We start from the raw sequence: 26,237 nt of genomic DNA, 5'->3' as shown, positions 1-26,237 counted from the left end.
CCGTGGGATAGTCCTGGAGTACCCGCACGCGGTCATGGATCGGGTGCTCGCCGCCGCCGGTGAGCGGCTGCCACCGCAGTGGGCGCTCCAGGTCCCCCCTAACTACGTGGACGTGCTCCGCACCGCAGTGCCCGAGGCCGTGCGGGCCGCAGGAATCGACCCCCGCGACGTTATCGGCATCGCCACCGACTTCACCGTTTGCACCATGACGACGGCGGACGGCACGACGACGACGACGACGGCACGCCCGCTCAACGAACTTCCCGGTCTTGAGACCCGGCCGCATGCCTACGTCAAACTTTGGACGCCGGGAATGCACTGAAATAGCTGGGGTCGCATCTGACCCCACGCACAAAAGGCCCTGAGGCCAAGGAATGCCGGTTCCTACCGGCGTTCCTTGGCCTCAGGGCCGTTTCTGTGAGGGATGGAGTCGAGTGGTTTTACCCGGCCCGCGTTGCCCGAACGGCGTCCATGATGGTGGCGTCGGGATGTTCCTCACGGTATTGACACACCTTCGCGGCGTTGGCTGGTCCGGTGCCGGTTGGTCCGGCGTTGGCGCCGCCCGGTGTGGCGCGTCCGGCGGTGGTGGCCGAATAGGCCCAAAGCCCGAGCGCCAGGGCGACCCAAGCAAGGCCGGTGAGAAGGTTCGAGAAGACCACGCCAACGGTGATCCCCGCGGCGGCAAGCACCAGAATGGCGATCGGTAAGAGCTTCTTCATGGATTGCCCTTTCGCGTCGGTAGCCAAGGTAGTTTTCGCTCCGGTAATCAGGCTAGTTGAAGCACGTCGACGGGTTCAGCCTGGATACGCAAAAACGGCCCTAAGGCCAAGGAGTACCGGTTCCTACCGGCGTTCCTTGGCCTCGGGGCCGTTTCTGTGAGTCGCTAACCGAGCTAGCGGCGTGTTTGCGGGAGTTAGGCGGTGACCTGCCGCTTCGAGGAAATCACGCCGGTGTTGAAGCCGGCCAGGTTCAGCCCGCCGTGGAACCGGGCGTGTTCAATCTTGATGCACCGGTCCATCACCACGTTCAGGCCAGCCTCCTCGGCGTCGTGAGCGACGTCCTCGTGCCAGGAACCGAGCTGTAGCCACAGGGTCTTCGCGCCGACGGCTTTCGCCTCCGTGAGGACACCTGGCAGGTCGTCGTGCTTCCGGAATACGTCAACAATGTCGGGCACCTCCGGCAGGTCCGCCAGCGACGCGTACACGGGCTTGCCCAGGATCTCCTTCGCCACCGGGTTCACGAAGTACAAGCGGTACGGCGACGACGACTGCAGGTAGGTCGCCACGAAGTAGGACGCGCGGGACGGCTTGTCGGACGCCCCGACAATCGCCACCGACTTGGCATTACGCAACAGGGAGAGCCGCTCAGGGGCTGATGGGCCCTCCCAGGTACGTGCCGTTTCCAGGTCAGCGCTCACGCCTTCACTCCATCAACATTCGGGTCCAATTTATCCTCCAGGTTCGGTGCCGTAGCGAGGTCCAGGGCTTGGTCGAGGTCCCACAGGATGTCCTCCAGATCCTCCAGGCCGATCGAAATCCTCACCAGATCCTCGGGGATGCCTGCCGTGACCAGCTGCTCGGCGGAGAGCTGCTGATGCGTCGTCGACCCGGGGTGGATAACCAGCGTCCGTGCGTCGCCGACATTCGCCAGGTGGGAGGCCAGCTGCAGCGACTCGATGAACGTCTGCCCCGCAACGCGGCCGCCCTTCACCCCGAAGCTGAACACCGAGCCGGGGCCCTGCGGCAAATACTTGGCGGCCCGCTCGAAGTGCCGGTGGGAGGGCAGCCCCGCATAGTTGACGTACTCCACCCGGGGATCGTTCTCCAGCCACTCGGCGACTGCCTGCGCGTTGGAGAGGTGTTCATCCATCCGCTGGGCCAGCGTCTCGACCCCCTGGAGCAGCTGGAACGCGGACATGGGGGACAGCGACGGGCCGATGTCCCGGAGCTGCTCGGTGCGCAGCTTGGTCAGGAACCCGTACTCCCCGAAGTTCGCCCACCACTGAATGTTGCCGTAGGAGGGCACCGGTTCGGTCATGGTGGGGAACCGGCCGTTACCCCAGTTGAAGGTGCCGGCCTCGACGACGACGCCGCCCAGGGTGGTCCCGTGCCCGCCGATGAACTTCGTCGCCGAGTGGATCACAATGTCGGCGCCGTGCTCGATCGGACGAATCAGGTAGGGGGTGCTCAGGGTGGAGTCGATGATCAACGGCACACCGGCGTCGTGAGCGATCTTCGCCAGCCCCTGAATGTCGGCCACCTCGCCCGATGGGTTGGCGATCACCTCGGCGTAGACGGCCTTCGTGTTGTCCTGGATGGCGGCCGCATAGTCGGCTGGGTCGGTGCCCGGGACGAAGGTGGTATCGATGCCAAACCGGCGCAACGTCACGTCGAGCTGGGTGACGGTGCCGCCGTACAGCTGCGACGCGGCGACGATATGGTCCCCGGCCTGGCAGAGCGCAGCGAAGGTGATAAATTCGGCGCTCATGCCCGACGCCGTCGCGACCGCCCCGATGCCACCCTCCAGCGACGCGATCCGCTCCTCGAAGGCCGCGACCGTGGGGTTGCCGATCCGTGAGTAGATGTTGCCGTACTTTTGCAGCGCAAAGAGGTTTGCGGCGTCGGCCGTGTCCTTGAACACGAACGATGTCGTCTGGTAGATGGGGACGGCCCGGGCACCATGTGCCGAGTCGGGGGTGCCCCCTGCATGGAGTGCACGCGTACGGAATCCGAAGCTGCGGTCAGCCATTAGACACCTGCCTTAATGTTCTCGTGAGTGACGTCGTTGACGATGAAATCCAGGCCCTCTTTGCGGGCGAGGTCCGCTTCAAGTTCGCGGACGATGGGGAGGACGTCTTGGCCGAAGGCTTCGACTTCCTCCTGGAAGTGGAGGTAGCAGGTCAGCATCAGGTTGACGCCGATCTTCTTGTACTCGACGATCCGCTCGGCAATCTGCTCGGGCGTGCCGATCAGCTGGGTCTTGAAACCGTCGTTGTACTGGATCAGGTCCTCAAAGGAGGAATCTGCCCACATGCCCTTGCCGTCCTTGGTGGAGGCACCGGCTTCCTGGACGGCGCCACGGAACCCCTCGACCGCTGGCTTGTGTGCCTTGGCCACAATCTCGCGGAGGGTTTCGCGGGCTTCCTTCTCGGTGTCGCGGGCAATCACGAACCCGTTGAGTCCGAACCGTGGCTTGCGCCCGGCCTCGGCGGCGGAGGCCTGCACGCCGGCGATGTTCTCCTTGAACCCCTCAAGGTCCTTGCCGTTGGAGAAGTACCAGTCGGCCACCCGGCCAGCGGTGGCCTGTGCCGCGGTGGAGTTCCCACCGAAGAAGACCTCCGGGTGCGGCCGCCCGGGCACGTCAACGGGTGGTGGGTTGAGGGTGAAGTCGGTGATGTTGTAGTACTTGCCGGACTGCGAGAAGTTCTGCTCTGTCCAGAGGCCGCGGAGGATTCTGATGAATTCCTCGGTGCGGACGTAGCGTTCGTCGTGCTCCAACCAGGGGAGGCCGAAGCCCGTAAACTCGCTCTTCAACCAGCCCGAGACAATGTTCACGGCCGCCCGGCCCTGCGAGATGTGATCAGCGGTGATGATGAACTTCGCGAGGACACCGGGCTGCCACATGCCGGGGTGGACGGCGGCAATCACCTTCAGCTTCTCGGTCGCGCCGAGCAGGGCCAGCGAGAACGCCGTCGCCTCGTGCTGCTTGTCTGCCCCGTAGCTTGCCGCATACCGGGTTTGCGAGAGGGCGTACTCGAACCCAGCGTTCTCCGCGATGCGGGCCAGCTTCTTGTTGTACTCAAAGTCCCAGCCGGTGCGCTGCTCAATAGTGGAGACCACCAGGCCGCCGCTCACATTGGGAACCCAGTACGCAAACTTCAGGGGTTGGGAAAGGTCAATAGCCATATTTGTCCTCCATCGTGCCTGGCATTAGCACCCTAATGTCACTGCCGTGGGCAGCGGCCAGGGTTGCTGCGGTGTCAATGAGCCAGATCTCTCAACCGCTCGGGATGGTCCCCACCAGTGTGACAGCACGATCGCGGTGCACCAACATTGTTGCTCTCCGTTGCAGTGGTTGGCGGAGTGGCGACCTCACAGCTGGCGGCGGACGCCCGCCTCCCGGGCTATCCCTTCGACCTGCTCGCCCATGTCGTCGGCCAGCGGCTTGGTCCCCGATCCGCGGCGCAGCAGCGGGACATGGAACGGCCCGCCTGCTTCCTCCGTTTCGAAGCCGATCGCTGCGTAGATCGCCAGGGCGCCGAGCGCGAACCCAAAGATCCCGGCGGCGGTCTCCCAGCCATCCGCACCCGTCAGGTGGGCGACGCCGGTGAAAGCGAACCGCAGCGCGGAACCAGCGAGCACGGCGGCGGCCACCAGCTTGCCCTTCGCGCCCAGGATCGGTGCCAGCATAGCTACCGCCGCGGTAATCAGGAGCACCCCGAGCGCGGAAATCGATGCGCCCCCCGGGGTGACCAGCATCGCCACCGCGATCAGCGCCCAGGTACCGGCAACCATGGCCATCCCTGTCCCGGCAATCGGATCACGGGCGCCGAAGCCAATGACGGAGGAGAACAGTTGCAGCGGTACCGTGAGCACCAGGATCCCCAGCGCAACGATCTGTTCCTCTTGAGCCGGAATGATCCCCAGTTGCAGCGCGCTGACGCCGATGGTCGCCACTGCCAGCGCCATGAACGCCAGCGGGAGGGGTGTTCCGGTGGGCCGAAGCACGATCCGGGTAATTGCCAGCCGTTCCTCGCGCCGCTTCTGTTCATCCTTGTCAATGCTCATGGCACAACCCGATCACACGCGCGTAACAACCGACAAACGCTGCGTCGGGGCGGCCCGATGCCCGGGAAGGGTGAGCAACCTGGACCGGATGGGTCAACCTGGACATCCGTGAGGGACATGGTGATCACCGATGTCCAGGTTGCTCACCGGAAGGAGGTGCGGGTCACCGGACCGGGCGCGCGGCGAGCACTGCCGCGATGCCGGGCACGCACCCCTCGTTCTGGAGCGACGTGGTGTCGCCGAGCGCCGTGTTCTCGAACAGCTGGGTCAGGAGCCGCCGCATGATCTTCCCGGATCGGGTCTTCGGCACGTCGTCGACGACGACGACGGCGGTCGGTTTCGCGATCGGCCCGATCACTGCGGCGACATGGTTCCGCAGCACCCGGTCCACGTCCTCCCCGACGGCGGGACCGGTGCCCTCCGAGGGTGACAGGACCACGAACGCGGCGATTGCGTGACCGGTCCGCGGATCAGCAACAGGGCAGACACCGGCCTCGACCACCCAGGGGTGGGCCACGAGGGCCGATTCGATCTCGATGGTCGAGAGCCGGTGCCCTGACACGTTGAGCACGTCGTCCACCCGCCCGAGGATCCAGGTGTCGCCGTCGTCGTCGTACCTCGCGCCGTCCCCGGCGAGGAACCAGCCCTGCGCAGCGAACTTCCGCCAGTAGGAATCGAGGTAGCGCTGGGGGTCGCCCCACACGGTGCGGGCCATCGCCGGTCCGGTCCGGTCCACGACGATCAGGCCTTGTTCGCCGACGGGCACGGGGTGGCCGGCGTCGTCGACAATCCGGGTGCTGACACCGGGCAGCGCACGTGTTGCGCAGCCAGGCTTGAACGAGGGGTCGGTCGGTCGGGGGGAAAGGATGGTCGCGCCGGTCTCGGACTGCCACCAGGTGTCCACCACAGGTGCGGTGCCCGCCCCGAGGTGTTCCCTGAACCAGCGCCACGCCTCGGGGTTGGTGGCCTCGCCGACGGTGCCGAGAAGCCGGATCGAGGACAGGTTGTAGTCGTTGGGCACCCCGTCCGGGAACCAGCCCATCAGCGACCGGATCAGCGTGGGCGCCGTGTAGTAGCTGGTGACGCCGTAGCGTTCGATGATCTCGAAGTGCCGGCCCGGGTGCGGCGTGTTGGGGGTGCCCTCGAAGATCACCTGGGTGACGCCGTTGGAGAGCGGACCGTAGATCTCGTAGGTGTGGGCGGTGACCCAGGCCAGGTCGGCGGTGCACCAGTGGACGTCGTGCTCCCGCAGCTCCGGGTCGGGGTGGCTGAACAGGTACTCGAAGCTCCAGGACGCCTGGGTGAGGTAGCCGCCGGAGGTGTGGACCAGACCCTTGGGCTTACCGGTCGTCCCGGAGGTGTACATGATAAACAGGGGGGTCTCGGCGTCGAACGCCTCAGGAGTGTGGTGCGGGGAGGCGGAGCCGACGACGTCGTGCCACCAGACGTCGCGCCCCTCGGTCCACTCGACGTCGTCGCCGGTGCGGCGGATCACGAGGACGTGCTCGATGCTGGGTGAACCGGACACGGCCTGGTCAGCATTGGCCTTCACGGGGACCGCAGCGCCGCGACGATACTGCCCGTCGGTGGTCACCAGGAGCTTGGCGCCGGTGTCTTCGACGCGGAAACGGAGGGCTTCGGCCGAGAAACCGCCGAACACCAGCGAGTGGACCGCCCCGATTCGGGCGCACGCCAGGGTGATCACCACCGTTTCCACGAGGACCGGGAGGTAGATCACCACCCGGTCGCCCTTGCCGACTCCGAGGGACAGCAGCGCGTTGGCGGCCCGTGACACCTCGTCCTGCAGGTCCGCGTAAGTGACGGTGCGCCGGTCTCCCGGCTCGCCCTCGAAGTGCAGGGCCACCTTCTTCCCCAACCCGGCATCGACGTGCCGGTCCACGCAGTTGTGAGCCACGTTCAGGCGGCCGCCGGCGAACCATTCGATGACCGGGACGGTCAGTTCGACGTCGTCCCCACCGTCGTCCCCACCGTCGGCCCCTCCCGGAAGCGGGCGGGCGGGGTCGAAGCTGTGCACGGCCGACCACTCGGTGTCCCAATCCAGCCGGCGGGCCTGCCGGTCCCAGAAGTCGAGATGCTCTGCCTCGGTGAGCGGGTCGGCGTCCTGCAGGCTTAGGCCCATCGTCGTACCGCCCACTTCTCGGCGATCCCCAGCAAGGCGTCGGTGGTCTTGCCAATGATGGCCAGCAGGATGATGGCCAGGAAGATCCTGTCCACCCGTCCATTGTTCTGTGAATCACTGAGCAGATAGCCGAGCCCCAGGGAGGAGGCAATCAGTTCCGCGGCGACCAGGAACAGCCACGCCTGGGCGAGCCCCAGCCGCAGGCCCGAGAAAACGGCGGGAATCACCGCCGGGAGTTGCACGGTGGTCAGCAGCTTCAGGCCCTTGAGGCCGAACGCCCGGCCAGCTTCGACCAGGTTCCGGTCCACGTGGCGCAACGCAATGTAGACGGTGGTGAACACCGGGAAGAAGGCGCCGATGAGAATCAGGGTGATTTTCGAGTCTTCACCGATTTTCATCCACAGGATCAGCAGCGGTACCCAGGCCAGGGAAGGGACGGCCCGGAGCGCGCCGATGGTCGGTGCCAGCAGGGCGTCGGCGATCCGGGACAACCCCACCAGTGAGCCGACCACCAGTCCCAGGGCCGCGCCGAACGTGAAGCCCAGCAGCACCCGTTGGGTGGAGATACCGATGTGGGTCCACAGCTCGCCGCGCTGAATGAGTTCGACGGCGGCGTTGAACACCGCAGCCGGCGGCGGGACCTGGACGGAGCTGAACAGGCCGGTGACCGAGTTCAGCTGCCAGACGGTGATGATCAGCGCCGGCAGGAGCAACCCGAGGAGCAGACGCACCCAGCCACGCCGCAGCGGGCCGGTCTGGGACCATCCATGTGCCGGCCCACCCCGTTCGGGCTGCGGCTGGGTGGCGTCTGCCGTTGTCACGGTGGAGCCTGAGGCCTCTAAACCGGCCTTGCTCGCTGCCGTAACACTGTTCCCGGTCACGTACGGGTTCCCCAGATGGGTCATGAGGAGGCCTCAATCGCCGCGGGGTCCGCGTTGCGCACCAGGGAGTCATCAAAGAGGGTGTCCAGCGCTTCATCGACCTGTTCCTGGCTGGAAACATCACCGGATTCGACGAATACCGGCCCGATCTTTTCCAGCACGGCACGCTGCGCATCCCCCGGGGCGGGGTCGACGGACAGGTTGGTGCGGTCGATGATGACGGCGTTGGCGATCTCGACGTCGATTCCAGCGACTTCGGCGAGGATTTCCGCTGTCTCTTCGGGGTTCTCGGTAGCCCATTCGCGGGCCTTTTCGTAGGCATTCACGACGGTCTGGGCCAGTTCGGGGGATTCTTCAATGAACTCCTCGGTGGCGTTGAGGAAACCGTAGGTATTGAAGTCGATGTCCCTGAAGAAGAGGGTGGCGCCATCCTGCTCGGCGGAGGCCATGATCGGGTCGAGTCCGGACCATGCATCGACCGACCCGTTGGCCAGCGCAGCCCGCCCATCGGCGTGCTGCAGGTTCTGCACCGTCACCTCGGAGGGATCTACCCCGCCGGCCTCCAGGGCCTGCAACAGGAAGAAGTACGGGTCAGTCCCTTTGGTGGCGGCGATTGACTTGCCGCGCAGGTCCCCGATTTCCTCGATCCCGGAATCCGCGTTGGTTACCAGGGCAGACCATTCCGGCTGGGAGTAGATGTCGATGGTCTTGATGGGTGAGCCGTTGGAACGGGCGAGCAACGCGGCCGAGCCGGCGGTGGACCCGACGTCGATCGCCCCGGCACGCAGGGCCTCGTTGGCTTTGTTGGACCCGGCGGACTGGATCCAGTTGACGGTGACGTTCTCCTCGGCCAGTTCAGCCTCGAGCCAGCCCTGTTCCTTGATGACCAGGGACAGGGGGTTGTAGGTAGCAAAGTCGATGTTCAGTTCCCCGCCCGCCGGACCGGCGGCGTCCTCGCCGGCCATGCACCCGGTCAGGGCGAAGGAGGCGACGACGGCGAGGGAGGCCGCGCCCAGGGCGGTGCGGCGGGGGAGGTGCGATGGGTGGCGGTTCATGGGGGTCCTTTGGTGAGACACGTCGTGGGGGACGGGGTGGGTGGGAATGGGAAAAAACTGGGTGGTACTGGGTGTGGCGCGGGTGCCGGGGGTGCAGGAAACTACTGCAGCGCCGGGAGGTGGGTGGCCGCGGAAGAAGGACAGGAAGGCGCGGCCTAGTGGCCGGTCACTCCCAGGGAAGTCAGCAGGGAACTGCGCATTCGGCCGAGATCGGCCGAGTTGCGGTCGCGTGGCCGGTCCCCGGGGACGGTGAGGACCTCGGTGATGGTGGCGCCGGGTTGGTCGCCGTCGGCGCCCAGGACAATGATCCGGTCGGCGAGCTGCAGCGCTTCATCGACGTCGTGGGTGACCAGCAATACCGTGGTCGGTTGGGCCTTGTGGATGTCGAGCAGGAGGTCCTGCATTTTGATCCGGGTGAGGGCGTCCAGGGCACCAAACGGCTCGTCGAGGAGGAGGACCCCGGGGTTCCGGGCCAGCGCCCGGGCCAGGGAGGCCCGCTGTGCCATTCCGCCGGAGACCTCCCTCGGGCGGTGCTTGGCGAACTGGTCGAGCTCGACCAGCTGCAGCAGCTCAGCCACTTTCGCCTTGCCCTCACTGGCGCTGGACGCCTTGGGCAGGCCGATCGCGACATTGGCCTGAAGGGTGTGCCAGGGCAGCAGTCGTGGCTCCTGGAAAGCCACCGCGCAGCGTTCGTCGATGCCACGGACCTCGGTGCCGTCGATCACCACCGAGCCGGCGTTGAGGGCGTCCAGGCCCGCTGCGGCCCGCAGGAGGGTGGATTTTCCGCACCCGCTGGGCCCGAGGATGGCGAGGACTTCCCCCGCAGCGACGTCGAAGTTGATGTCGCGGAGGACGGTGCGCCGGTCAGCGGCGGGTCCAAAACTGCGGCCCAGGCCGGTGAACCTCACATTGAGCGCCTGCTTGGCGGACACGGTGGTAGGGGACTGTGGTGATGCCAGAACGGTCATAGGATTAACTCCATCGATCCTGGCGGTAGCACCCTACTGTCACCGGCTGCCCTCTGCACTGATGCTTTGCAAATGGTTAGCCGGATGGCCAGGGTTGCTGCGGCTTCATCGATCCAGGTCTCTCGGCCGCTCGGGATGGTCAACCACTACTAAACTCCTGTGCAGGGGTTCCCCGCAAGTGGTGGCGTAACAATCCGACCGATTGCAGCGAAAGGCATAGCACCGTGACTCACAGCAACGATCCTGAAGTGATCCGCAAACTCCTGACCACGCCTGGACGCTGGGCGGTGGTGGGGCTCTCCAACAACCCCCGGCGTGCGGCGCTCGGGGTCTCCCGATTTCTGATCGACAACCTCGGCCTGGACGTGGTTCCGGTCAGTCTCAAGGGCGACGACGTGCACGGGCGCACCGGGTACCAGCGGCTCGCTGACATCCCCGGAGCTATCGACGTCGTCGACTGTTTCGTGAACTCGTCGAAGGTTGGAGCGGTAGTGGACCAGGCCATCGAGGTGGGCGCCAAGGCGGTCTGGCTGCAACTCGGGGTCATTGACGAGGCCGCGGCGGAGCGGGCCAAGGCGGCAGGGCTCGACGTCGTCATGAATACCTGCCCGGCCATCGAGGCCCCGGGAATGCGTCGCTAAGTGGAGGCCTGTAACCGCTACATCTTCTGGTAGCGGGACCGGATCACCATAAACACGCCGTAAGCAATCAACCCGAGAGCCACTACGCCCAGGATCCAGGCGCCGTACGGCTGACCCTGCAGCGACTTCAGCGCGCCGTCCAGGCCGGTGGATTCCTCGGGGTCATTCTGCACCGTCGCGACGATGAACAGCAGGCCCAGCACCAGGAGGGCAACCCCCTTGGCAATGTAGCCCACCACGCCAAGATTGACGACGGCGGCCCCGGCGCCCTTTCCGGGCAGCGCCTTGAGGTTCTCCTTGAACTTCTTCGTGGCACCGCTGTAGACGAAGTAGCCGCCTACCACCATGACACCGGCGCCGACCGCCATCAGCAGCACCGAACCCGCCGGGTTGGACATCAGGGAAGCGCTCACGTTCTGGGTGCTCTCGCTGCTGTCGCTGCTGCCACCCGAAGCATAAGTGGCGAACGTTCCACCGATCACGCCGTAGGTCACGGCCTTGGCCGCATTTTTGGCGCGGAACTTGAGCTTGTCGGAGTCCTTCATGCCGCGGGCACCGAAGAACACCTCACTGAGCATGAACAGTGCCAGGGCGATCGACCCGATCGAGCACGCCCACAGGAGGAGCGAACCGCCGGGGCCATCGCCGAGGGCGCTGATCGCACCGCTCTGGTCCGCACTGCCGGAGCCACCCATGGCGACGCGGAGGGCGATCACCCCGATCAGGATGTGCAGGAGCCCGGCAGCGATGTAGCCGGCCCGTGCAGCGACCTCGAATGCCTTGGAATCCGATACGTCCTCGGCGGCATCTGCTGCCTTGCCAGCCTGGCGTTTTGCCTCGCCCATGGTGTGCTCCTGCGGTTGGTTTTCTCCTATCCTGCCACCTTTTGACGGTAGGCTCGGCCCATGGATCCAGTTGTTCTGCGGGAGTTCTGTCTTGCGCTGCCTGGAACCTACGAGGACTTCCCGTTCGGTCCGGACGCCTCGGTGTTCAAGGTGAAGGCGCCGGGCGGCGCCGCGAAGATGTACGCCCTGTCAGACCTTGCCGCCCCTGACCTGTCGGTGAGCCTCAAGTGCGACCCACTCCTCGCCGAACAGCTGCGTGCCGCGCACCCCGAGATCGTGGGTGCCTACCATCTGAACAAGACTCACTGGAACGGTGTCTCGTGCACCGGGGAGCTTCCGGATCCGATGATTCGGGACATGATTGAGGATTCATACGACCTGGTGGTGGCGTCCTTGCCCCTCCGGGACCGCGTAATGCTCGGCTGGAGCAGATTGGCAGCAGATGACGACTCCTGAATTCACCTATCCGACCGTTGGCCTGAGCCAGCGGGGCGAATCTCCGGCGGGGTTCCGCCTGGTGACCCGGCGGGTCCGGGTCGGAGCGGGTTACGCCGCCTACGCCCGACTCGCCGAGGGGATCCTGTCCTGGCAGCTGCACCGGGGGGCCGGGTTGAGCGTTCCGGCGGGCCAGGCCAGGGCCGCCGTCGGCGTTGAGGTGGTACCAGCGTTTGGGATCGGCCCAGTCCGGTTACCCGCCCCGTGCCGGGTGGTGTGGGTCGAGGAACCGGGCGACGACGACGGCGGACCGCAGCGTGCCGGGTTCGGGTACGGCACGCTTCCGGGTCACCCGGAACGGGGTGAGGAGGCGTTCATCGCCGTGCTTGATCCGGAGGGTGCGGTGTATTTCGAGGTCTTTGCCTTCAGCCGGCACGCCAACTGGTTCTTCACGCTGGGTGCGCCGGTGGCCCGGTTCTGCCAGGAGCTGGTCACCCGCCGGTACCTGTCCACGGCGCAGCGGCTAGCCAGCTAGCCTTCGCGACAAAGGTGCCGGGAGGGTGCAGGTTTCCCCACCTTCTGGCCCAAACCCTGCGTGTCGCAGTGCAACACGCAGGGTTGCTGGGTAATCCAGACGACTGGGTGGGGAAACCTGCACGGTTGACGGATGCTCGACAGCAACACCCGCAACTCGATCAGACCCTCGGCTACGCGAAGTGCTCCGGCAGGGTCGCCTCGTGGGCTTTCCGCAGTTCCTCCAACGGCAGGGTGAAGTGGCCCTGCACGTCCAGGGCGCCATTTTCCACATCGACCACACCGATCCGCAGATGCGGGTAGTTGCGCGCCGTGCACATGTCGTTGAACCGCACCTCTTCGGAGCGGGCGACGCTAACGACGGCGCGGCCCTGGCTCTCGGAGAACAGGGCGGTGAACGGGTCGATGCCGTCGCGCTCGCAGAGTTCGTCGATCCCGATCCGCGCGCCCACGCCGAAGCGGAGCGCCGACTCGGAGAGTGCAGCCGCGAGGCCTCCCTCGGAGAGGTCGTGGGCGGCGTCGATCATCCCGTCCCGGGAGGAATTGATCAGGATGGCGGCGAGGGTTTTTTCAGCGGTCAGGTCTGCGGCCGGGGGCTGCCCGCCGAGGTGCCCGCGGAGGTTGGCCCATTCCGAGCCGTCCAGCTCGTCCCGGGTGGTGCCGAGCAGGTAGATGGCCTGCCCGTCGTCGCGCCATCCTGAGGGGGTGCGGCGGGCGACGTCGTCAAACACGCCGAGCACGCCGACCACCGGGGTCGGGTGGATGGGAACGCCACCGGTCTGGTTGTACAGGGACACGTTGCCGCCGGTGACCGGGACGCCGAGTTCCTGGCAGGCGTCGGCGAGGCCGCGCACGGTCTCAGCGAACTGCCACATCACCTCGGGGTCCTCGGGGGAGCCGAAGTTCAGGCAGTCGGTGACGGCCAGCGGCTTGGCGCCGGTGGTGGCAACGTTCCGGTAGGCCTCGGCGAGGGCCAGCCGGGCACCCTCGTAGGGGTTGAGGTAGGAGTAGCGGCCATTCGCGTCCGTGGAGATGGCGACGCCGAGACCGGTTTCCTCATCCACCCGGACCACGCCGGCGTCGTCGGGCATGGCCAGAGCCGTGTTGCCCTGCACAAACCTGTCGTACTGGTTGGTGATCCAGTCCTTGGAGCACATGTTCGGCGCGGCCATCAGCTCCAGCACCGCGGCGCGCAGGGCGTCGCCGTCCGCCGGCCGGTCGCCGTCGAAGGTGTTTTCCTGCAGCGCGTCGAGCCACTCGGGGCGGTGGAACGGCCGGTGGTAGACGGGCCCGTCGTGGGCGACGGTCCGCGGGTCGACGTCGACAATCTTCTCGCCGTCCCACTCGATGATGAGCCGGCCGGTGTCGGTGACCTCGCCGAGCCAGGAGTATTCGACGTTCCACTTGTCCATGATGGCTTCAAACGCGGCGGCGTTGGCCGGGGTGACGACGGCCATCATGCGTTCCTGCGACTCGGACATCAGGATCTCGCCGGGGGTCAGCGACGGATCGCGGAGCAGCACGTCGGTCAGCTCGACGTGCATGCCGCCGTCGCCGTTGGACGCCAGTTCGGACGTGGCACAGGAGATGCCAGCGGCACCCAGGTCCTGGATACCCTCCACCACCGAGGCCTTGAACAGCTCGAGGCAGCACTCGATGAGGACCTTCTCGGCAAACGGGTCGCCCACTTGGACGGCGGGGCGCTTGGACGGCTTGTCGGCGTCAAAAGATTCGGAGGCGAGCACCGATGCGCCGCCGATACCGTCGCCGCCGGTGCGGGCTCCGAAGAGCACCACCTTGTTACCGACGCCGGAGGCGTTGGCCAGGCGGATGTCCTCGTGGCGCAGAACCCCGACAGCCAATGCGTTGACCAGCGGGTTGCCCTGGTAGACGGAGTCGAAAACCACCTCGCCGCCGATGTTCGGCAGCCCGAGGGAGTTGCCGTACCCGCCGATACCCGAGACGATCCCGTGCACCAGGCGCGGGGTATCCGGGTGGTCGATGGCGCCGAACCGCAGCGGATCCATGATCGCCACCGGGCGGGCGCCCATGGAAATAATGTCGCGGACAATGCCGCCGACGCCGGTCGCAGCGCCCTGGTAAGGCTCCACGAAGGAGGGGTGGTTGTGGGATTCCACCTTGAACGTCACGGCCCAGCCGTCACCGATGTCGACGACGCCGGCGTTCTCGCCAATGCCCACCAGAAGATGCTCCTTCATGGCGTCGGTGACCTTGTCGCCGAACTGCGCCAGGTGCACCTTTGAGGACTTGTAGGAGCAGTGCTCGCTCCACATCACCGAGTACATCGCCAACTCGGCGGCGGTGGGGCGGCGTCCAAGGATCTCGACAACCCGGTCGAACTCGTTTTCCTTCAGGCCGAGGGCGGCCCAGGGCAGTTCGACGTCGGGAGTCTCGGCGGCGTGGGCCACGGTGTCAATGTTGAACTTACGGGCCTCGGCGGGCGCGGAGGAGCTATTGATCGTCACTTACTTAACCAGCTTCTTCAGTACAGAGGTGAATATTCCGAGTCCGTCGGTGCCACCGCGGACACCAACCAGCCCTGCAGCAGAGGAATCCGGGCCAAAACCCGCCTCGACCGCGTGCTCGGGGTGCGGCATTAGGCCCACCACGTTGCCGGCGGCGTTGGAGATCCCGGCGATGTCGCGGCGTGAACCGTTGGGGTTGGCGCCGACGTAGCGGAACACCACCCGGCCCTCACCCTCCAGCTCGTCGAGGGTGCGCTCGTCGGCGACGAACTGTCCATCCTGGTTCTTCAGGGGGACCACAATCTCGTCACCGGCCGCGTAGGAAGCGGTCCATGCCGTGTCGGCGTTCTCAACCCGGAGACGCTGGTCACGGCACAGGAAGTGCAGGTGGTTGTTCTTGATCATTGAACCGGGCAACAGGTGGGCCTCGGTGAGGACCTGGAACCCGTTGCAGATGCCCAGGACGGGCAGCGCGCGCTCGCCGCCGGACGCGGCAGCGGTGATCTGTTCCATCAGCGGTGCGAACCGGGAAATGGCGCCAGCACGCAGGTAGTCGCCGTAGGAGAAACCACCGGGGACGACGACGGCGTCCACACCCTGCAGGTCGTGGTCCCCGTGCCAGAGCGGGACTGCGGTGCCGCCGGCGAGGCGTACTGCGCGTGCCGCGTCGCGGTCATCGAGCGAGCCGGGGAAGGTGACAATGCCGACCCGGACGGAGTCCAGGGCTGGAGCGCCGAACGGTGCGTCGGTTTTCAGGGTCACTGCTCGCCCTCGGCGGTGTCGTCGGCAAGGACCTCCACACGGGTGACGTCCTCGATGACCGGGTTCGACAGCAGGGTGCTGGCGGCGGTCCGTGCCTGCTCCAGCAGTTCCTCGGTCACCTCGCCGTCAACGGTAAGTTCGAACCGCTTGCCCTGCCGGACTCCGGAGAAACCGGTAAAGCCCAGCCGGGGCAGTGCACCGGCAATGGCCTTGCCCTGCGGGTCAAGGATCTCGGGTTTGGGCATGACGTCGACAACTATCCGGGGCATCCGGTAACTCCTGGGCTCAAGGTGCGTTAAATGCAGTGGCTCCGGAGGTGCCGTCTCACGCTGAAAAGTATGGTGAATCCAGCGCTCCGCGAGCTTGCCCTACCAGTCTAGCGGCGATCGCCCATCACCCGTCATTTGCTGGCGATTCCACGGCGGAGCTACTGGACGCCCCCGGGGGAGCCGAGCAGCGGCTCGAACATGTCCCACCGGTCGATGGCGCACCCATTGTCCCGGGAGAAGGTGGCGTTTACCTGGGTTTCGTTGAGGGTACCGGTCACGACGGCGGTCTCCGGTCCGCCGTACAGCTGGGTGCACATCATCCCGGGATCAGGCTCGTCCATGAGCAGGTCTCCGTTCGACGCCAGCACGTCGCAGGCCGCCGCCGGATCCGGGAGCGCGGATTCCCCGACCGGCTCGCCGGCCTCGCAGGCGAGTTCGTAGGTAACCGGTTCGGCGCCTTCCCCGGCGGTGAGCACCACCGAGAGTTGGGACTCGGCGGCGGCGTTGCCGGTCGCTGGGTCCGAGGTTTCGGGCGTCGGCTGCCCGGAAGGCGCGGGCGTCTCACTCTGGGGGACGGTGGTCGGGGAACCTAGCGTGGTGTTTGGTGCCGTGCCGCCGCTTTCGGCGCCACACCCGGCAAGCACCAGCAGTGCAAGGCCGGAACCCACCAGAAATCTGCTGGTCGAGAGCTGTCGACGTGCCAGACGGTCGCGGATCATTGAAACTCCTTCACCAGCCGACGGCGACTCTGCCGTGGCTATCGGATGCTGCTCTGGACTGGAACCGTTCCTTCACCTAGCTCAACGCTGGCTCGTTTGTGAGCAGTTCCACGCTTTCCAAAGCGGTACCCAATTGTTGCCGGAGCGCCTGGGACTCTTCGGAGAAACCGCGCTGGAGGCGCGCGTATTCGGCACGCCCCTCAGGCGTTTCGATACGGATCGGCGCGTACCCCCATGCTCCCAGGTCATACGGCGAGGCACGCATGTCCATGGCACGGATCCGCCAGGCCAGTTCAAAACAGTCCATCACCAGGTCGCTGGGAAGCAGGGGAGTGAGCTTGTACGCCCACTTGTACAGATCCATATTGGCGTGAAGGCAGCCAGGCTGTTCCAGGTCGCGTTGTGTCTCCCGGGTGGGCTGAAGGGTGTTCAGGGGTGTCGCCTGCGGGGTGTAGAAGCGGAACGCATCAAAGTGGGTGCACGTGATCCTGCTGTCCTGAACCAGCTGGTCGGTACCGGCAGCACCGAGCCGCAGTTCAAGGTACTCATGCCGGATGCCGTTTACCTGCGACCGGTAGGCCATGGCCCACTCGTGCAGCCCAAAGCAACCCAACTGGGCTCGCCGGGCCTGGGTGCGCCGGACGATGATCGCAGCGAAGTCCAGTGCCTCAGCCCGGTCGCGCCGGAACCCCTCAACGTCTCCGGTGACGGCGTCGACGTCGTCCGGCAGGTCGAGGGCTACGCGCTCCGCGGCGCTAATCGGCCGATAGTGCTTCCAGCTGGCCCGCTCGGCGGCCTCGGGCCCAATCAGGACGACGCCGGCGCCCGGGTGCCACCGCGCCAGCGGGCCAGGTTTCTGGGTGTAATAGGTGAACAGGAAATCCTCCACCGGGTGTTTCTTCCCAGCGGCGCGCCGCTGAAGGTAAGGCCGGGCAAACGGCTCCACCCGGTCCCGGTGTGCTGCCGCGGCGGCGAGCCATTCCTCACGCTGGAGCACCGTCAGGGTGGGAGCGCTGGGGGGTGCCGTCGCGCTGCTGGGTGGGCTGATCACCCTTCCAGTGTCTCACCGCGGCCTCCCGGGGGTCCCCGGGGGTTCACGGGATCCCGGGCGCAAACCCGGGGGATCCACCGGGAGGATAATGGGAAGGGACGGCACCATCTTGCCGATCAGGACGCGTGGAAGGAACGAGATGGCTAAGCCAAGTTTTGTACAGCGGTTCATGACGGCGACCGGCCGCGCGCGGGCCGTTTTCGGTCCCGCGCAGAGCAGCTCGCTGGATCACCCGATGACACGCGAGAATCAGGCGTTGCTGAAGGAGCGGGAGGCTGACGCGTCGCAGTGGGAAACGGTGAAGCGCCCCGACGGCAGCACCTATATCGTGCCGAAGAACTAGCCCGCTGCCGCATGACCGCTCAGGCGCGGGGCGCCGCCGCCCGTGAGGCGGGCGGCCTCCACCGTTCGCCCCGAGACGGCGAGGAGCAGATCGATGCCGTCGGCCTCGACGGTGTCCCCCTGGCCCCACGAGGCGCCGGTGTCCCGGTCAACCAGCCGGAGATTATGCGCGCGCTCCCGCCCTCCGCCATAGGAGACACGGGTTTTCAGCTGGTAGTCGAGGGCGGTGGCTACCGCGTCGTGGGGATACCTTGCCGGGATGCCGAGGGGCCGGCGGATGTCCTCACCGTGCACAAAGGCTTCGACCAGCCGGGTGGCCAGGTTCGCAGGCGGTGTCCGGGTGAGATACGCGTCGCGGCCGAGCGCGGCAAGGGTATCCCGCGGGTCGGAGTGTTTAGCCCTGGCGATACCGATCTCATTCAGCCGATCAAAATCAAGTCGGGCCGCCAGCAGGCCCCTGGCGAACGACGCACGGCCGGTGCGGGCTGTATCGACCAGGTGGGCCAGGACATCGTGGATATCCCAGCCCGGGCAAAGCGACGGGGTCAGCCATTCGTCGCCGCTCACCGACGACAGGTCTTCGACCAGCTCGCGTCTTGCGGCATGGACGGTCTGCCAGATTTTCGTCGTTGACTTCCGCATGAATGATCCTTCGGGTGGGTGGCGTTGATTGTCCTCCCGATTCTGGTGCATGCGGGCCGGAAGGAGAAGGAAAGACCCCCGAAAGCGGCGGCGCCTTTTCTGCGGTTCGGCAGTAAAATTAGCTTCAGGCGTATCGCACAGAGAGAAGGCGGTTCGAATGAGCAATTCCAAGAAGCGGTCCCCCCGGAAGTGGCTGAAGAACCCGGCCAGGGTGTTCATGGGCCCCGCCGAGCGCAGTGATCCTACCCTCCCGGTCGTTCACCGGCACGACGAGTTTGAGCAGGCATCGGAAGCGGACCTCGCTGGTTTTGAGGTGGAGGAGGATTCCGCGGGGCATCACTACGCCGTGCGGAAGGAGCACCCGCCGGTCCGCTCGCCGGAGCCACCGGTGAGATACACGGACTACACGGGCAAGAAGGCCCTACACACCGAGGTTTAGCGCCCGGTCCCCGCGTGGACCGTGGCCACCGACTCGCCGTCGAGGTCAAACGCGGCATGCACTGCGCGGACTGCGCGGTCCAGCAGGTCCGCGTCGGTCACCACCGAGATGCGGATCTCCGAGGTCGAGATCATGTCGATGTTCACGCCGGCGTCGGAGAGGGCCTTGAAGAACCGGTAGGAGACGCCCGGGTTGGATCGCATGCCCGCGCCGATCAGGGAGAGCTTCCCGATCTTTTCGTCGTAGTCGACGCTCTCGTATCCCACCCGTTCCTGCGCGGCCTTCAGCGCGGCCAGGGCGTCTGAGCCCTCGACGATCGGCAGCGTAAAGGAGATGTCAGTGCGGCCGGATCCGTGCGTGGAGACGTTCTGCACGATCATGTCGATGTTGGAGTGGGCGCCCGCGACGATACCGAAAATTTCGGCGGCCTTGCCCGGGATGTCGGGGACACCCACCACCGTGACCTTGGCTTCCGATCGGTCATGGGCCACGCCCGAGATGATGGGTTGTTCCATGGGATCTCCCTCTTGAATCTTGATCTGGTCGTCAGGGCTGGGAAGCACCCAGGTGCCAACGTGGTCACTGAACGATGAGCGCACGTGGAGCCGGACCCCGAACCGCCGCGCGTATTCCACGCTGCGCAGGTGCAGAATTTTCGCGCCCGAAGCAGCCATTTCGAGCATCTCCTCGCTGGAGATCTCCTCGATCTTCTTTGCGCTCGGGACAACCCGCGGGTCTGCGGTGTAGATGCCGTCGACGTCGGTGTAGATCTCGCACACGTCAGCGCCCAGCGCCGCGGCGAGGGCAACCGCCGTCGTATCGGAACCGCCCCGGCCCAGCGTGGTGATGTCGTTACTCTCCCGGCTCATGCCCTGGAAGCCGGCCACGATCGCGACATCGCCGCGGTCGATTGCGGTCCTGATCCGGTGGGGCGAAACGGAGATGATGCGGGCACGGCCGTGGATCGCGTCGGTGATCATGCCAGCCTGGCTGCCGGTGAACGACTGGGCGGATGCGCCCAGGCCGTGGATTCCCATCGCGAGCAGCGCCATCGAGATGCGTTCGCCGGCGCTCAGGAGCATGTCCATTTCGCGGGGGTTCGCGACGGCGTCGTTGGAGACCTGGGAGGCGAGGTCGAGGAGCTCGTCGGTGCTGTCGCCCATCGCCGATACCACCACCACCACCTGGTGGCCGGCGCGCTGGGTCTGGACAACTCGTTGCGCGACACGCTTGATTCCGGCGGCATCCCCAACTGAGGAGCCACCAAACTTCTGGACGATCAAGCTCATGCGCACGCTCGCTGACGGATGTTGGGGTTAGCCGTGCGACATCATTGGCGCCTCGGTAGACGGTCCAAGTTTAGCCCTGCGCGTTTTGCGACAGCCAATTGCGCGTCCGATTGTTCCGTCGATGTCCCCCACACGTGACGCACGTCGCATAGGGTTCACCCTATGAACAACGGGTATGGGGGAATCGTTGCCACGGGGATCGCACGGAGCTTCGGCACCGTCGCCGCGATCAGGCACATTGACTTTGCAGCGCCGGCCGGCGAGGTGACGGCTCTGATCGGGCCTAACGGGTCGGGTAAGACCACACTGCTGCTGATTTTGGCGTCCCTGTTGGCGCCCGATACTGGAACCCTGCGGGTCGGGGGCGTGGACCCTGCGCAGGATGCTGCGGCAGTGAGGCGCACCGTCGGCTGGATGCCCGACACCCTGGGTGTCTGGGAATCCCTGACTGCCGCCGAGATTCTGACCACGATGGGGTCTCTCTATGGAATGCCAGTAGCTCGGCGCCGGGAGCGGGCCGCCGAGCTGCTGGCTGCGGTCCGGCTGGAGGAGTTCGCTGACAAGCCCGCACGGGTGCTCTCCCGGGGGCAACAGCAGCGGCTGAGTCTCGCCCGTGCGTTGATCCACGATCCGGCGGTGCTGCTGCTGGACGAGCCGGCGTCAGGACTGGACCCGGGATCACGGGTGGAGCTCCGCGCGACCTTGCGCTCCCTGGCAGACCGGGGGAAGACGGTGGTGGTGTCCAGCCATGTGCTCTCCGAACTGGACGAGATTGCGGACCGCGCGGTGTTCATCAACCGGGGCGAATCGGTCAAGAACCAGACACTTGATGAGGCTGGCACCCAGATTCGCCGCTACTACATTCAGGCTGACCCAATGGAGCCGCTGGCGGAGGCGCTCGCCAGTCACGGAGTCACGTTCGAGGTGCGGGGTGACTCCCGCCGTGTCGAGTATCAAGTGATGGTCAGCAGTACTGATCAGGCGGCCTGGCTGCTCCGTACCCTGATCCTGGCCGACGTCGCGGTCACCGCCTTCGCGCCGGCGGGCGGGGCCCTCGAAGAAACCTACATGAGCCTCGATACGGACAGACAATGAGCACCTCAATGACTGAGCAGCCGGGCTCAACCGGCGCGTCGACCGACCTTACCCTTTCCTACTGGAGCGGGGTGAAAGCAGTGTTCGGCCTCGAAATGCGTCAACGGTTGCGGGCCCGGGCCTGGTACATCATGCTCGTCATCTGGTTCTTCGTCATCGGCCTGGTGTTTCTGTTGGCCTCGGTCACCACCTCGGCCACCGTTGGTTCGGGCGCCATCCTCTTTGACATGGTGGTGGGGTTTGTCTTGTTTTTCGGCCTGCTCGTGGCACCGGGGCTTTCGGCCAATGCCATCAACGGTGACCGCGCTGCCGGGACGCTCGCCATCCTGCAGATCACCCTCCTCACCCCGGGCCAGATCCTGTGGGGCAAATGGCTTGCCTCCTGGGTGGCTTCGCTGGCCTTCCTCCTGGTCAGCTCACCGTTCATCTTCTGGGCGCTGGCGCTGGGCGGGGTGAACCCGGCGGAGGCCTTCATCTCGCTGCTGATGCTCAGTGTGGAGTTAGGGATCGTGTCGGCGATCGGCATCGGCATCTCTGCCCTCGCCAACCGGCCGCTGTTCTCCATTGTCACCACCTACATGGTGGTGGCGCTGCTTGGCATCGGCACCCTGATCACGTTTGGTCTGAGCTACGCTCTGGTCGATGAGGAAAATGTGGAAGTGACGTACTCCTACCTGGATTACCCGCCGGGCACCGACTTTTCGGCCGAGATCCCTGCGTCGGTCCAGATGGAATGCATCACCCGTACAGAACTGCAGACCGTGCATCACACTGAACGGACCACCTGGCTGCTGGCCGCCAATCCCTTCGTGATCGTGGCCGACTCGGTGCCGTACTCCCGAGGTGGTGACTTCGGGCAGGTGGCCCAACCCGGTTACCCAGACGTGTACGTCCAGCCCGGCGTAATGGAAAGCATTAGTGAGGGGGTCCGCCTGTTGCAGGCCGGCCCAGACTACGAGACGACCTGCGAAGAAGCTCAGGGTTTTGGCCGGGAGCTGGCGGAGGACAGTTTTCCCATCTGGCCCCTGGGCCTCGTGCTGCAGTCGGCGCTCGCCGGTGGCCTGCTGTGGCTGGGACGCGGAAAACTTGCCACCCCCGCCAGGCGGCTCGCCCAGGGGACCCGGATCGCCTGAGTGGTTCGCTGGCGCAACCCTCGGGTCGCCCCGTTTCAGTGAGCAACCTGGACCGGAGGTGTGAACCTGGACATCCGTGAGTGAAAGGTTGCTCACCAATGTCCAGGTTCCTCACCGGATCACCGGATCACCGGAGCTGGGGTCAGGAGACGGTCCTGCGTCCTTCGAAGGCCCTACCGAGCGTCACTTCGTCGGCGTACTCAAGGTCGCCGCCGACCGGTAGCCCCGAGGCCAGACGGGTCACTTTGATCCCGATGGTCTTGAGCATCCGGGCGAGGTAGGTAGCGGTTGCCTCGCCCTCCAGATTCGGGTCGGTGGCGATGATGATTTCTTCGATTTTGTCATCGGAGAGCCTGCTGAGCAGTTCGCGGATGCGGAGCTGGTCCGGCCCAATCCCGGCGATGGGGTTGATGGCCCCGCCGAGCACGTGGTAGCGCCCCCTGAACGAGCGGGTGCGTTCGACGGCGATCACGTCTTTTGACTCTTCGACGACGCAGATTGCCGTCGGGTCCCGCCGCGGATCACGGCAGATGCCACAGGTGTCCTGCTCGGCGACGTTACCGCAGACACTGCAGAATTTAACGCGCTCTTTCACCGTGACGATGGCTGTGACAAGGCGTTTGATATCTTCGCTGTCGCCTTCGAGGATGTAGAACGCCAGCCGTTGCGCTGACTTGGGCCCTACCCCGGGAAGCCGGCCCAGTTCGTCGATGAGCTCCTGGACTGCGCCTTCGTACACTGAACCTTCTTCTGGTTGCTGGTTTGCTGGGAGGAGAGCTAGGGGCTGTCGACGCCGCGTTCCTCTATCAGCCTTCCATTGAGGATGCGTTCGATTGCCGAACGGCCCACCAGCCCAGACTCCTCGATGGTGACATCGTCGGCGCTGGGCTCGTCCTCAACGTAGGTCAAGTCTACGGCGCCCTTCCGGGGATTCGCCGCTTCCTCCTCCTGCCGTTTCCGCTCGGCTTCATCCAGGAGCCGCTGGTACCGGCTGAGCGGTTTAGCCGCGGACGCGGCTGCCTCCGGTGAAGGGGCTGCTGGATGCTGCACGGGCGGGGTGACTTCCGGGCGCTGCCCTGAATCCGCCCGGCGCGAGGGTGCACTCTCCTGCAGAGAGGTGGCGGGTGGCGTGGCTGGTGCAGGCTGAGCCGATTCGGGTGCCCAGGTTTCAGCTTCGGTTGGCTCCGGGGTCTGCCAGGCGGTGCTTTCCGGTCCCAGGTCGTACTCATCGGAGGGAGGTTCCACCGAGGCCCACGAGTCGTCCGGCGGGGGAGCGGTCCGCGTGGTCCGGGCGCGGCCGGGCGCCCCCGATCCATCGCGTGCGTCTGGTCCGGGGCTTGCGCGTGGTTTTTGGGCGGGGGACTGGTTCCCCGCAGTGGCTGGGCCCGTGTTCCACCGGGTTGTGGGGGCGTGCCCCGCCGTCGACGACGTAGCGGGGGGCCGACTCGTCGACTGCACGGCCTCCGGGGCGGATGCGGGTGGGACAGCTGCCGGGGTGGCAGGTGTTGCAGCCGACGGGGCCTGCCTCACGGTGGCAGGCTCGGGAGCTGCCGGTGCCACGGTGGCGAGGGAAGCGGCAGAGGGTGTCACGGTGGCGGGTAAGGCGGCAGAGGGGGCTTGCCGTGTTGGGTTGGGCTCGGCACGCGTCGGCGCAGCAGCCGGTACCGCAGCGACGGGAGCTGGGTTCGACTGGGGCTCGTCGGGGGAGTTGAGCGGTGCGGTGGCACCGGGTGGCTCGGTCGAACGCATATCCGGGGACGCCGATGCCGGTCGCGGGGTCGCGACGGCGGGCTCGACGCGACGTGTTTCGGGCGTTGAGCTGCTGGGCGGCTCCGTCGGCGCCTGCCGACTAGTGGGTACTTTTGGGTTTGGCTCACCCGCTGCCGCCGCTCCGTCGTGCACCACGTCGATGGTGACGTCGAGCGCAAGGATTTTGTGGATGGCCTGCTTCACATTGTCCATGTGGGTCCCACGCTGGAAGGCGATGGCGTTTCCCTGGGTGGCGAAGGCGAGCACCAGCTGGTTGCCGTTCATGGTGCGTGGCTTGGCGTCGGGGTTGACGTTGAGCCAGGTGGTGCGTTTGATTCTCGCCAGCTCGTCCATGATTTCGGGCCAGGCACGCCTTATCATCTCCACCTGGGGTGCACCCGCGGCGGTGGGGGCGGGCTCCGCCTGGGCTGACGTCCCCGCCGCCGGTGCGGGCGTGGTTGGGGCAGCCGGTGCTGATCCTGTTGAACCGGGTGCGGACCCAGCGAAGGAGGACTCATCGGGCCACGCGGCGTCGTCCTGAGCCGGACGCGCGTTGTCCTGGGTCGGGCCGGGGTCAACCGCGTCCGCTGCGGGCGGGGTGGTTGGCTCCCGGGGGGCCGCGCCGGCGCCCGGGGCAGTGACCGCAGGAACACCCCGCTCAGGGGCGCCACGTTCAGGAACACCTTGATCAGGGGCGCCGTGTTCAGGGGAGACACGATCCGCTGCACCGGGGTCCGGCTCACGTGCGGGCGCCGGCGCGGTGGGTGCCGCTGCGGGCACGGCGTCGGACCCGGCGTACTGCAGGCGACGTTCAATCCGGTCCACCCGGGCCAGTGTTCCCCGCTCGGTTTCATCGGCGGCTGGCAGCAGGATCCGCGCGCACAGCAGTTCAAGGTGAAGGCGCGGGGAGGTGGCGCCGGTCATTTCGGTCAGTGCCGTGTTGGTGATGTCGGCGGCGCGGGACAGCTCACCGCGGCCCATCTGATTGGCCTGGGTCCGCATGCGGTTCAGCTGGTCATCGGGGGTGCCGCGGAGGATCGCGGCGGCACTGTCTGGGACGGCATTCACGATGATCAGGTCACGGAATCGTTCCAGCAGGTCCTCGACGAACCGGCGGGGGTCGTGTCCGGTCTGGATGACCCGGTCGACGGCGCTGAAAACGGCGCCGGCGTCGCCCGCGGCGAAGGCGTCGACGACGTCGTCGAGCAGCGAAGCGTGGGTGTACCCGAGGAGGGACACCGCCAGTTCATAGTCGAGGCCGTCGGGACCGGCGCCGGCCATCAGCTGGTCGAGGACCGACAGGGAATCCCGTACCGATCCGCCGCCGGCGCGGATCACCAGGGACAGGACCCCGGGGACAACCGGGATTCCTTCCTGCGTGCAGAGCAGATCCAGGTATCCCATCAGTGGCTCGGGTGGTACCAGCCGGAACGGATAGTGATGGGTGCGGGACCGGATGGTGCCGATCACCTTGTCCGGTTCAGTGGTGGCGAAGATGAACTTGATGTGCTCGGGCGGCTCCTCCACGATTTTCAGGAGCGCGTTGAAGCCCGCCGACGTGACCATGTGGGCCTCATCGATGATGAAAATCTTGTAGCGGTCACGGACGGGCGCGAACGTGGCACGCTCGCGGAGATCCCTCGCGTCGTCGACGCCACCGTGGCTGGCGGCATCAATTTCGATGACGTCGAGGCTGCCGGATCCGCCGCGGGCCAACTCAACGCAGCTGTCACAGACACCGCAGGGGACGGGGGTGGGGCCCTGCGCGCAGTTCAGGCAGCGGGCAAGAATGCGGGCGGAAGTGGTCTTTCCGCAACCGCGGGGACCGGAGAACAAGTAGGCGTGATTGACCCGGCCCTTCTCGATGGCAGCCATGAGGGGAGCGGTAACGTGCTCCTGGCCGATGACATCCGCGAAGGCTTCTGGACGGTATCGGCGGTAAAGGGCTGTGCTCACAGAAGAACCCTATCGGTTG

The 26,237-nt window shown here is 66.1% G+C and carries 26 protein-coding genes, 1 pseudogene and 1 riboswitch; of the genes and pseudogenes, 8 read left to right on the top strand and 19 right to left on the bottom strand.

Annotated elements, in window-relative coordinates; all coding sequences use genetic code 11:
- Positions 1-10 precede the first annotated feature (10 nt).
- A pseudogene (locus H4V95_RS17045) lies at positions 11-304 on the top strand (ribulokinase); the annotation flags it as partial.
- 136 nt (positions 305-440) lie between these two features.
- On the opposite strand, the gene H4V95_RS17040 reads toward H4V95_RS17045, so the two are convergent.
- From H4V95_RS17040 to H4V95_RS17000, 9 genes are all read right to left on the bottom strand, one after another.
- A complete protein-coding gene (locus H4V95_RS17040; protein ID WP_209731155.1) occupies positions 441-719 on the bottom strand; it encodes a hypothetical protein in 279 nt (92 codons plus the stop codon).
- 194 nt (positions 720-913) lie between these two features.
- On the bottom strand, positions 914-1,417 hold the full coding sequence (locus tag H4V95_RS17035) for a CoA-binding protein (RefSeq protein ID WP_209731154.1): 504 nt from the start codon (positions 1,415-1,417) through the stop codon (positions 914-916).
- Positions 1,414-2,748: an O-acetylhomoserine aminocarboxypropyltransferase/cysteine synthase family protein gene (locus tag H4V95_RS17030; protein WP_196867118.1), complete on the bottom strand. Its 1,335-nt coding sequence runs from the start codon at positions 2,746-2,748 to the stop codon at positions 1,414-1,416. Before H4V95_RS17030 ends, H4V95_RS17035 begins: the two co-directional genes overlap by 4 nt.
- Positions 2,748-3,905, bottom strand: a complete 1,158-nt coding sequence (gene sfnG / locus H4V95_RS17025; RefSeq protein ID WP_196867119.1) for a dimethylsulfone monooxygenase SfnG — start codon at positions 3,903-3,905, stop codon at positions 2,748-2,750. The genes H4V95_RS17030 and sfnG overlap by 1 nt, the downstream gene beginning before the upstream one ends.
- Positions 3,906-3,911: 6 nt before the next feature.
- Positions 3,912-4,016, bottom strand: a riboswitch (SAM riboswitch).
- 75 nt (positions 4,017-4,091) lie between these two features.
- Positions 4,092-4,787: a hypothetical protein gene (locus H4V95_RS17020; RefSeq protein ID WP_196867120.1), complete on the bottom strand. Its 696-nt coding sequence runs from the start codon at positions 4,785-4,787 to the stop codon at positions 4,092-4,094.
- Positions 4,788-4,950: 163 nt separating this feature from the next.
- Positions 4,951-6,927 carry an acetate--CoA ligase gene (gene acs / locus H4V95_RS17015; RefSeq protein WP_196867160.1) on the bottom strand — a complete coding sequence of 659 codons (1,977 nt, stop codon included), beginning with the start codon at positions 6,925-6,927 and terminating at the stop codon, positions 4,951-4,953.
- Positions 6,918-7,832 (bottom strand): ABC transporter permease, encoded by a 915-nt coding sequence (locus H4V95_RS17010; RefSeq protein ID WP_209731153.1) that lies wholly within the window; start codon positions 7,830-7,832, stop codon positions 6,918-6,920. The genes acs and H4V95_RS17010 overlap by 10 nt, the downstream gene beginning before the upstream one ends.
- Positions 7,829-8,863 (bottom strand): aliphatic sulfonate ABC transporter substrate-binding protein, encoded by a 1,035-nt coding sequence (locus tag H4V95_RS17005; RefSeq protein WP_209731152.1) that lies wholly within the window; start codon positions 8,861-8,863, stop codon positions 7,829-7,831. Before H4V95_RS17005 ends, H4V95_RS17010 begins: the two co-directional genes overlap by 4 nt.
- 155 nt (positions 8,864-9,018) lie before the next feature.
- Positions 9,019-9,831, bottom strand: a complete 813-nt coding sequence (locus H4V95_RS17000; RefSeq protein WP_196867123.1) for an ABC transporter ATP-binding protein — start codon at positions 9,829-9,831, stop codon at positions 9,019-9,021.
- 224 nt (positions 9,832-10,055) lie between these two features.
- Between H4V95_RS17000 and H4V95_RS16995 the strand changes: the two genes are divergently transcribed.
- Positions 10,056-10,472, top strand: a complete 417-nt coding sequence (locus tag H4V95_RS16995) for a CoA-binding protein (protein ID WP_196867124.1) — start codon at positions 10,056-10,058, stop codon at positions 10,470-10,472.
- Between the two features lie 17 nt (positions 10,473-10,489).
- On the opposite strand, the gene H4V95_RS16990 is transcribed toward H4V95_RS16995, so the two are convergent.
- Complete coding sequence (locus tag H4V95_RS16990; RefSeq protein WP_209731151.1) at positions 10,490-11,317, bottom strand: DUF1206 domain-containing protein; 828 nt, start codon at positions 11,315-11,317, stop codon at positions 10,490-10,492.
- Between the two features lie 60 nt (positions 11,318-11,377).
- Between H4V95_RS16990 and H4V95_RS16985 the strand changes: the two genes are divergently transcribed.
- Together H4V95_RS16985 and H4V95_RS16980 are read left to right on the top strand one after the other, a co-directional pair.
- Positions 11,378-11,773, top strand: a complete 396-nt coding sequence (locus H4V95_RS16985; protein WP_209731150.1) for an MmcQ/YjbR family DNA-binding protein — start codon at positions 11,378-11,380, stop codon at positions 11,771-11,773.
- Positions 11,760-12,287: a DUF1990 family protein gene (locus tag H4V95_RS16980; RefSeq protein WP_209731149.1), complete on the top strand. Its 528-nt coding sequence runs from the start codon at positions 11,760-11,762 to the stop codon at positions 12,285-12,287. The genes H4V95_RS16985 and H4V95_RS16980 overlap by 14 nt, the downstream gene beginning before the upstream one ends.
- A 172-nt stretch (positions 12,288-12,459) precedes the next feature.
- Here H4V95_RS16980 and purL read toward each other — a convergent pair whose 3' ends face one another.
- The 5 genes from purL to H4V95_RS16955 all read right to left on the bottom strand — a co-directional run bounded on the left by purL (position 12,460) and on the right by H4V95_RS16955 (position 17,573).
- Positions 12,460-14,772, bottom strand: a complete 2,313-nt coding sequence (gene purL / locus H4V95_RS16975) for a phosphoribosylformylglycinamidine synthase subunit PurL (protein WP_196867137.1) — start codon at positions 14,770-14,772, stop codon at positions 12,460-12,462.
- Positions 14,773-15,528, bottom strand: a complete 756-nt coding sequence (gene purQ / locus H4V95_RS16970; RefSeq protein WP_196867161.1) for a phosphoribosylformylglycinamidine synthase subunit PurQ — start codon at positions 15,526-15,528, stop codon at positions 14,773-14,775.
- Positions 15,529-15,530: 2 nt separating this feature from the next.
- Positions 15,531-15,803, bottom strand: coding sequence for a phosphoribosylformylglycinamidine synthase subunit PurS (purS, locus tag H4V95_RS16965; RefSeq protein WP_196867138.1), 273 nt, complete (start codon positions 15,801-15,803; stop codon positions 15,531-15,533).
- A gap of 158 nt (positions 15,804-15,961) precedes the next feature.
- Entirely contained in the window at positions 15,962-16,522 is a 561-nt protein-coding gene (locus H4V95_RS16960; RefSeq protein WP_209731148.1) for a serine protease inhibitor, read from the bottom strand.
- A gap of 76 nt (positions 16,523-16,598) precedes the next feature.
- Entirely contained in the window at positions 16,599-17,573 is a 975-nt protein-coding gene (locus H4V95_RS16955; protein WP_312884070.1) for a 3-methyladenine DNA glycosylase, read from the bottom strand.
- A gap of 139 nt (positions 17,574-17,712) precedes the next feature.
- Here H4V95_RS16955 and H4V95_RS16950 point away from each other — a divergent pair, with 139 nt between their 5' ends.
- Positions 17,713-17,916, top strand: coding sequence for a hypothetical protein (locus H4V95_RS16950; protein WP_196867140.1), 204 nt, complete (start codon positions 17,713-17,715; stop codon positions 17,914-17,916).
- On the opposite strand, the gene H4V95_RS16945 is transcribed toward H4V95_RS16950, so the two are convergent.
- Positions 17,913-18,557, bottom strand: a complete 645-nt coding sequence (locus tag H4V95_RS16945; protein WP_196867141.1) for a maleylpyruvate isomerase family mycothiol-dependent enzyme — start codon at positions 18,555-18,557, stop codon at positions 17,913-17,915. The two genes, H4V95_RS16950 and H4V95_RS16945, sit on opposite strands and share 4 nt — an antisense overlap.
- Before the next feature lie 157 nt (positions 18,558-18,714).
- Here H4V95_RS16945 and H4V95_RS16940 point away from each other — a divergent pair, with 157 nt between their 5' ends.
- The gene (locus H4V95_RS16940; RefSeq protein WP_196867164.1) at positions 18,715-18,996 is read left to right on the top strand and encodes a hypothetical protein; all 282 of its coding nucleotides are present in this window, start codon (positions 18,715-18,717) and stop codon (positions 18,994-18,996) included.
- Here H4V95_RS16940 and H4V95_RS16935 read toward each other — a convergent pair.
- A complete protein-coding gene (locus tag H4V95_RS16935) occupies positions 18,993-20,285 on the bottom strand; it encodes an aspartate kinase (RefSeq protein ID WP_196867142.1) in 1,293 nt (430 codons plus the stop codon). The genes H4V95_RS16940 and H4V95_RS16935 overlap by 4 nt on opposite strands.
- 162 nt (positions 20,286-20,447) lie before the next feature.
- Between H4V95_RS16935 and H4V95_RS16930 the strand changes: the two genes are divergently transcribed.
- Positions 20,448-21,380 (top strand): ABC transporter ATP-binding protein, encoded by a 933-nt coding sequence (locus H4V95_RS16930; protein ID WP_196867143.1) that lies wholly within the window; start codon positions 20,448-20,450, stop codon positions 21,378-21,380.
- 8 nt (positions 21,381-21,388) lie between these two features.
- A complete protein-coding gene (locus H4V95_RS16925) occupies positions 21,389-22,513 on the top strand; it encodes an ABC transporter permease (protein ID WP_196867144.1) in 1,125 nt (374 codons plus the stop codon).
- A gap of 142 nt (positions 22,514-22,655) precedes the next feature.
- On the opposite strand, the gene recR is transcribed toward H4V95_RS16925, so the two are convergent.
- Together recR and H4V95_RS16915 are read right to left on the bottom strand one after the other, a co-directional pair.
- Positions 22,656-23,252, bottom strand: coding sequence for a recombination mediator RecR (gene recR / locus H4V95_RS16920; RefSeq protein ID WP_196867145.1), 597 nt, complete (start codon positions 23,250-23,252; stop codon positions 22,656-22,658).
- A gap of 38 nt (positions 23,253-23,290) precedes the next feature.
- Positions 23,291-26,218, bottom strand: a complete 2,928-nt coding sequence (locus tag H4V95_RS16915) for a DNA polymerase III subunit gamma and tau (RefSeq protein WP_209731147.1) — start codon at positions 26,216-26,218, stop codon at positions 23,291-23,293.
- Between the last annotated feature and the right edge of the window lie 19 nt (positions 26,219-26,237).

The organism is Arthrobacter sp. CAN_C5 (genome assembly GCF_017875735.1).
Taxonomy (GTDB): domain Bacteria; phylum Actinomycetota; class Actinomycetes; order Actinomycetales; family Micrococcaceae; genus Arthrobacter_D.
The sequence above is the reverse complement of the archived record's forward strand: the minus strand, read 5'-3'. Positions and strand labels throughout refer to the sequence as shown.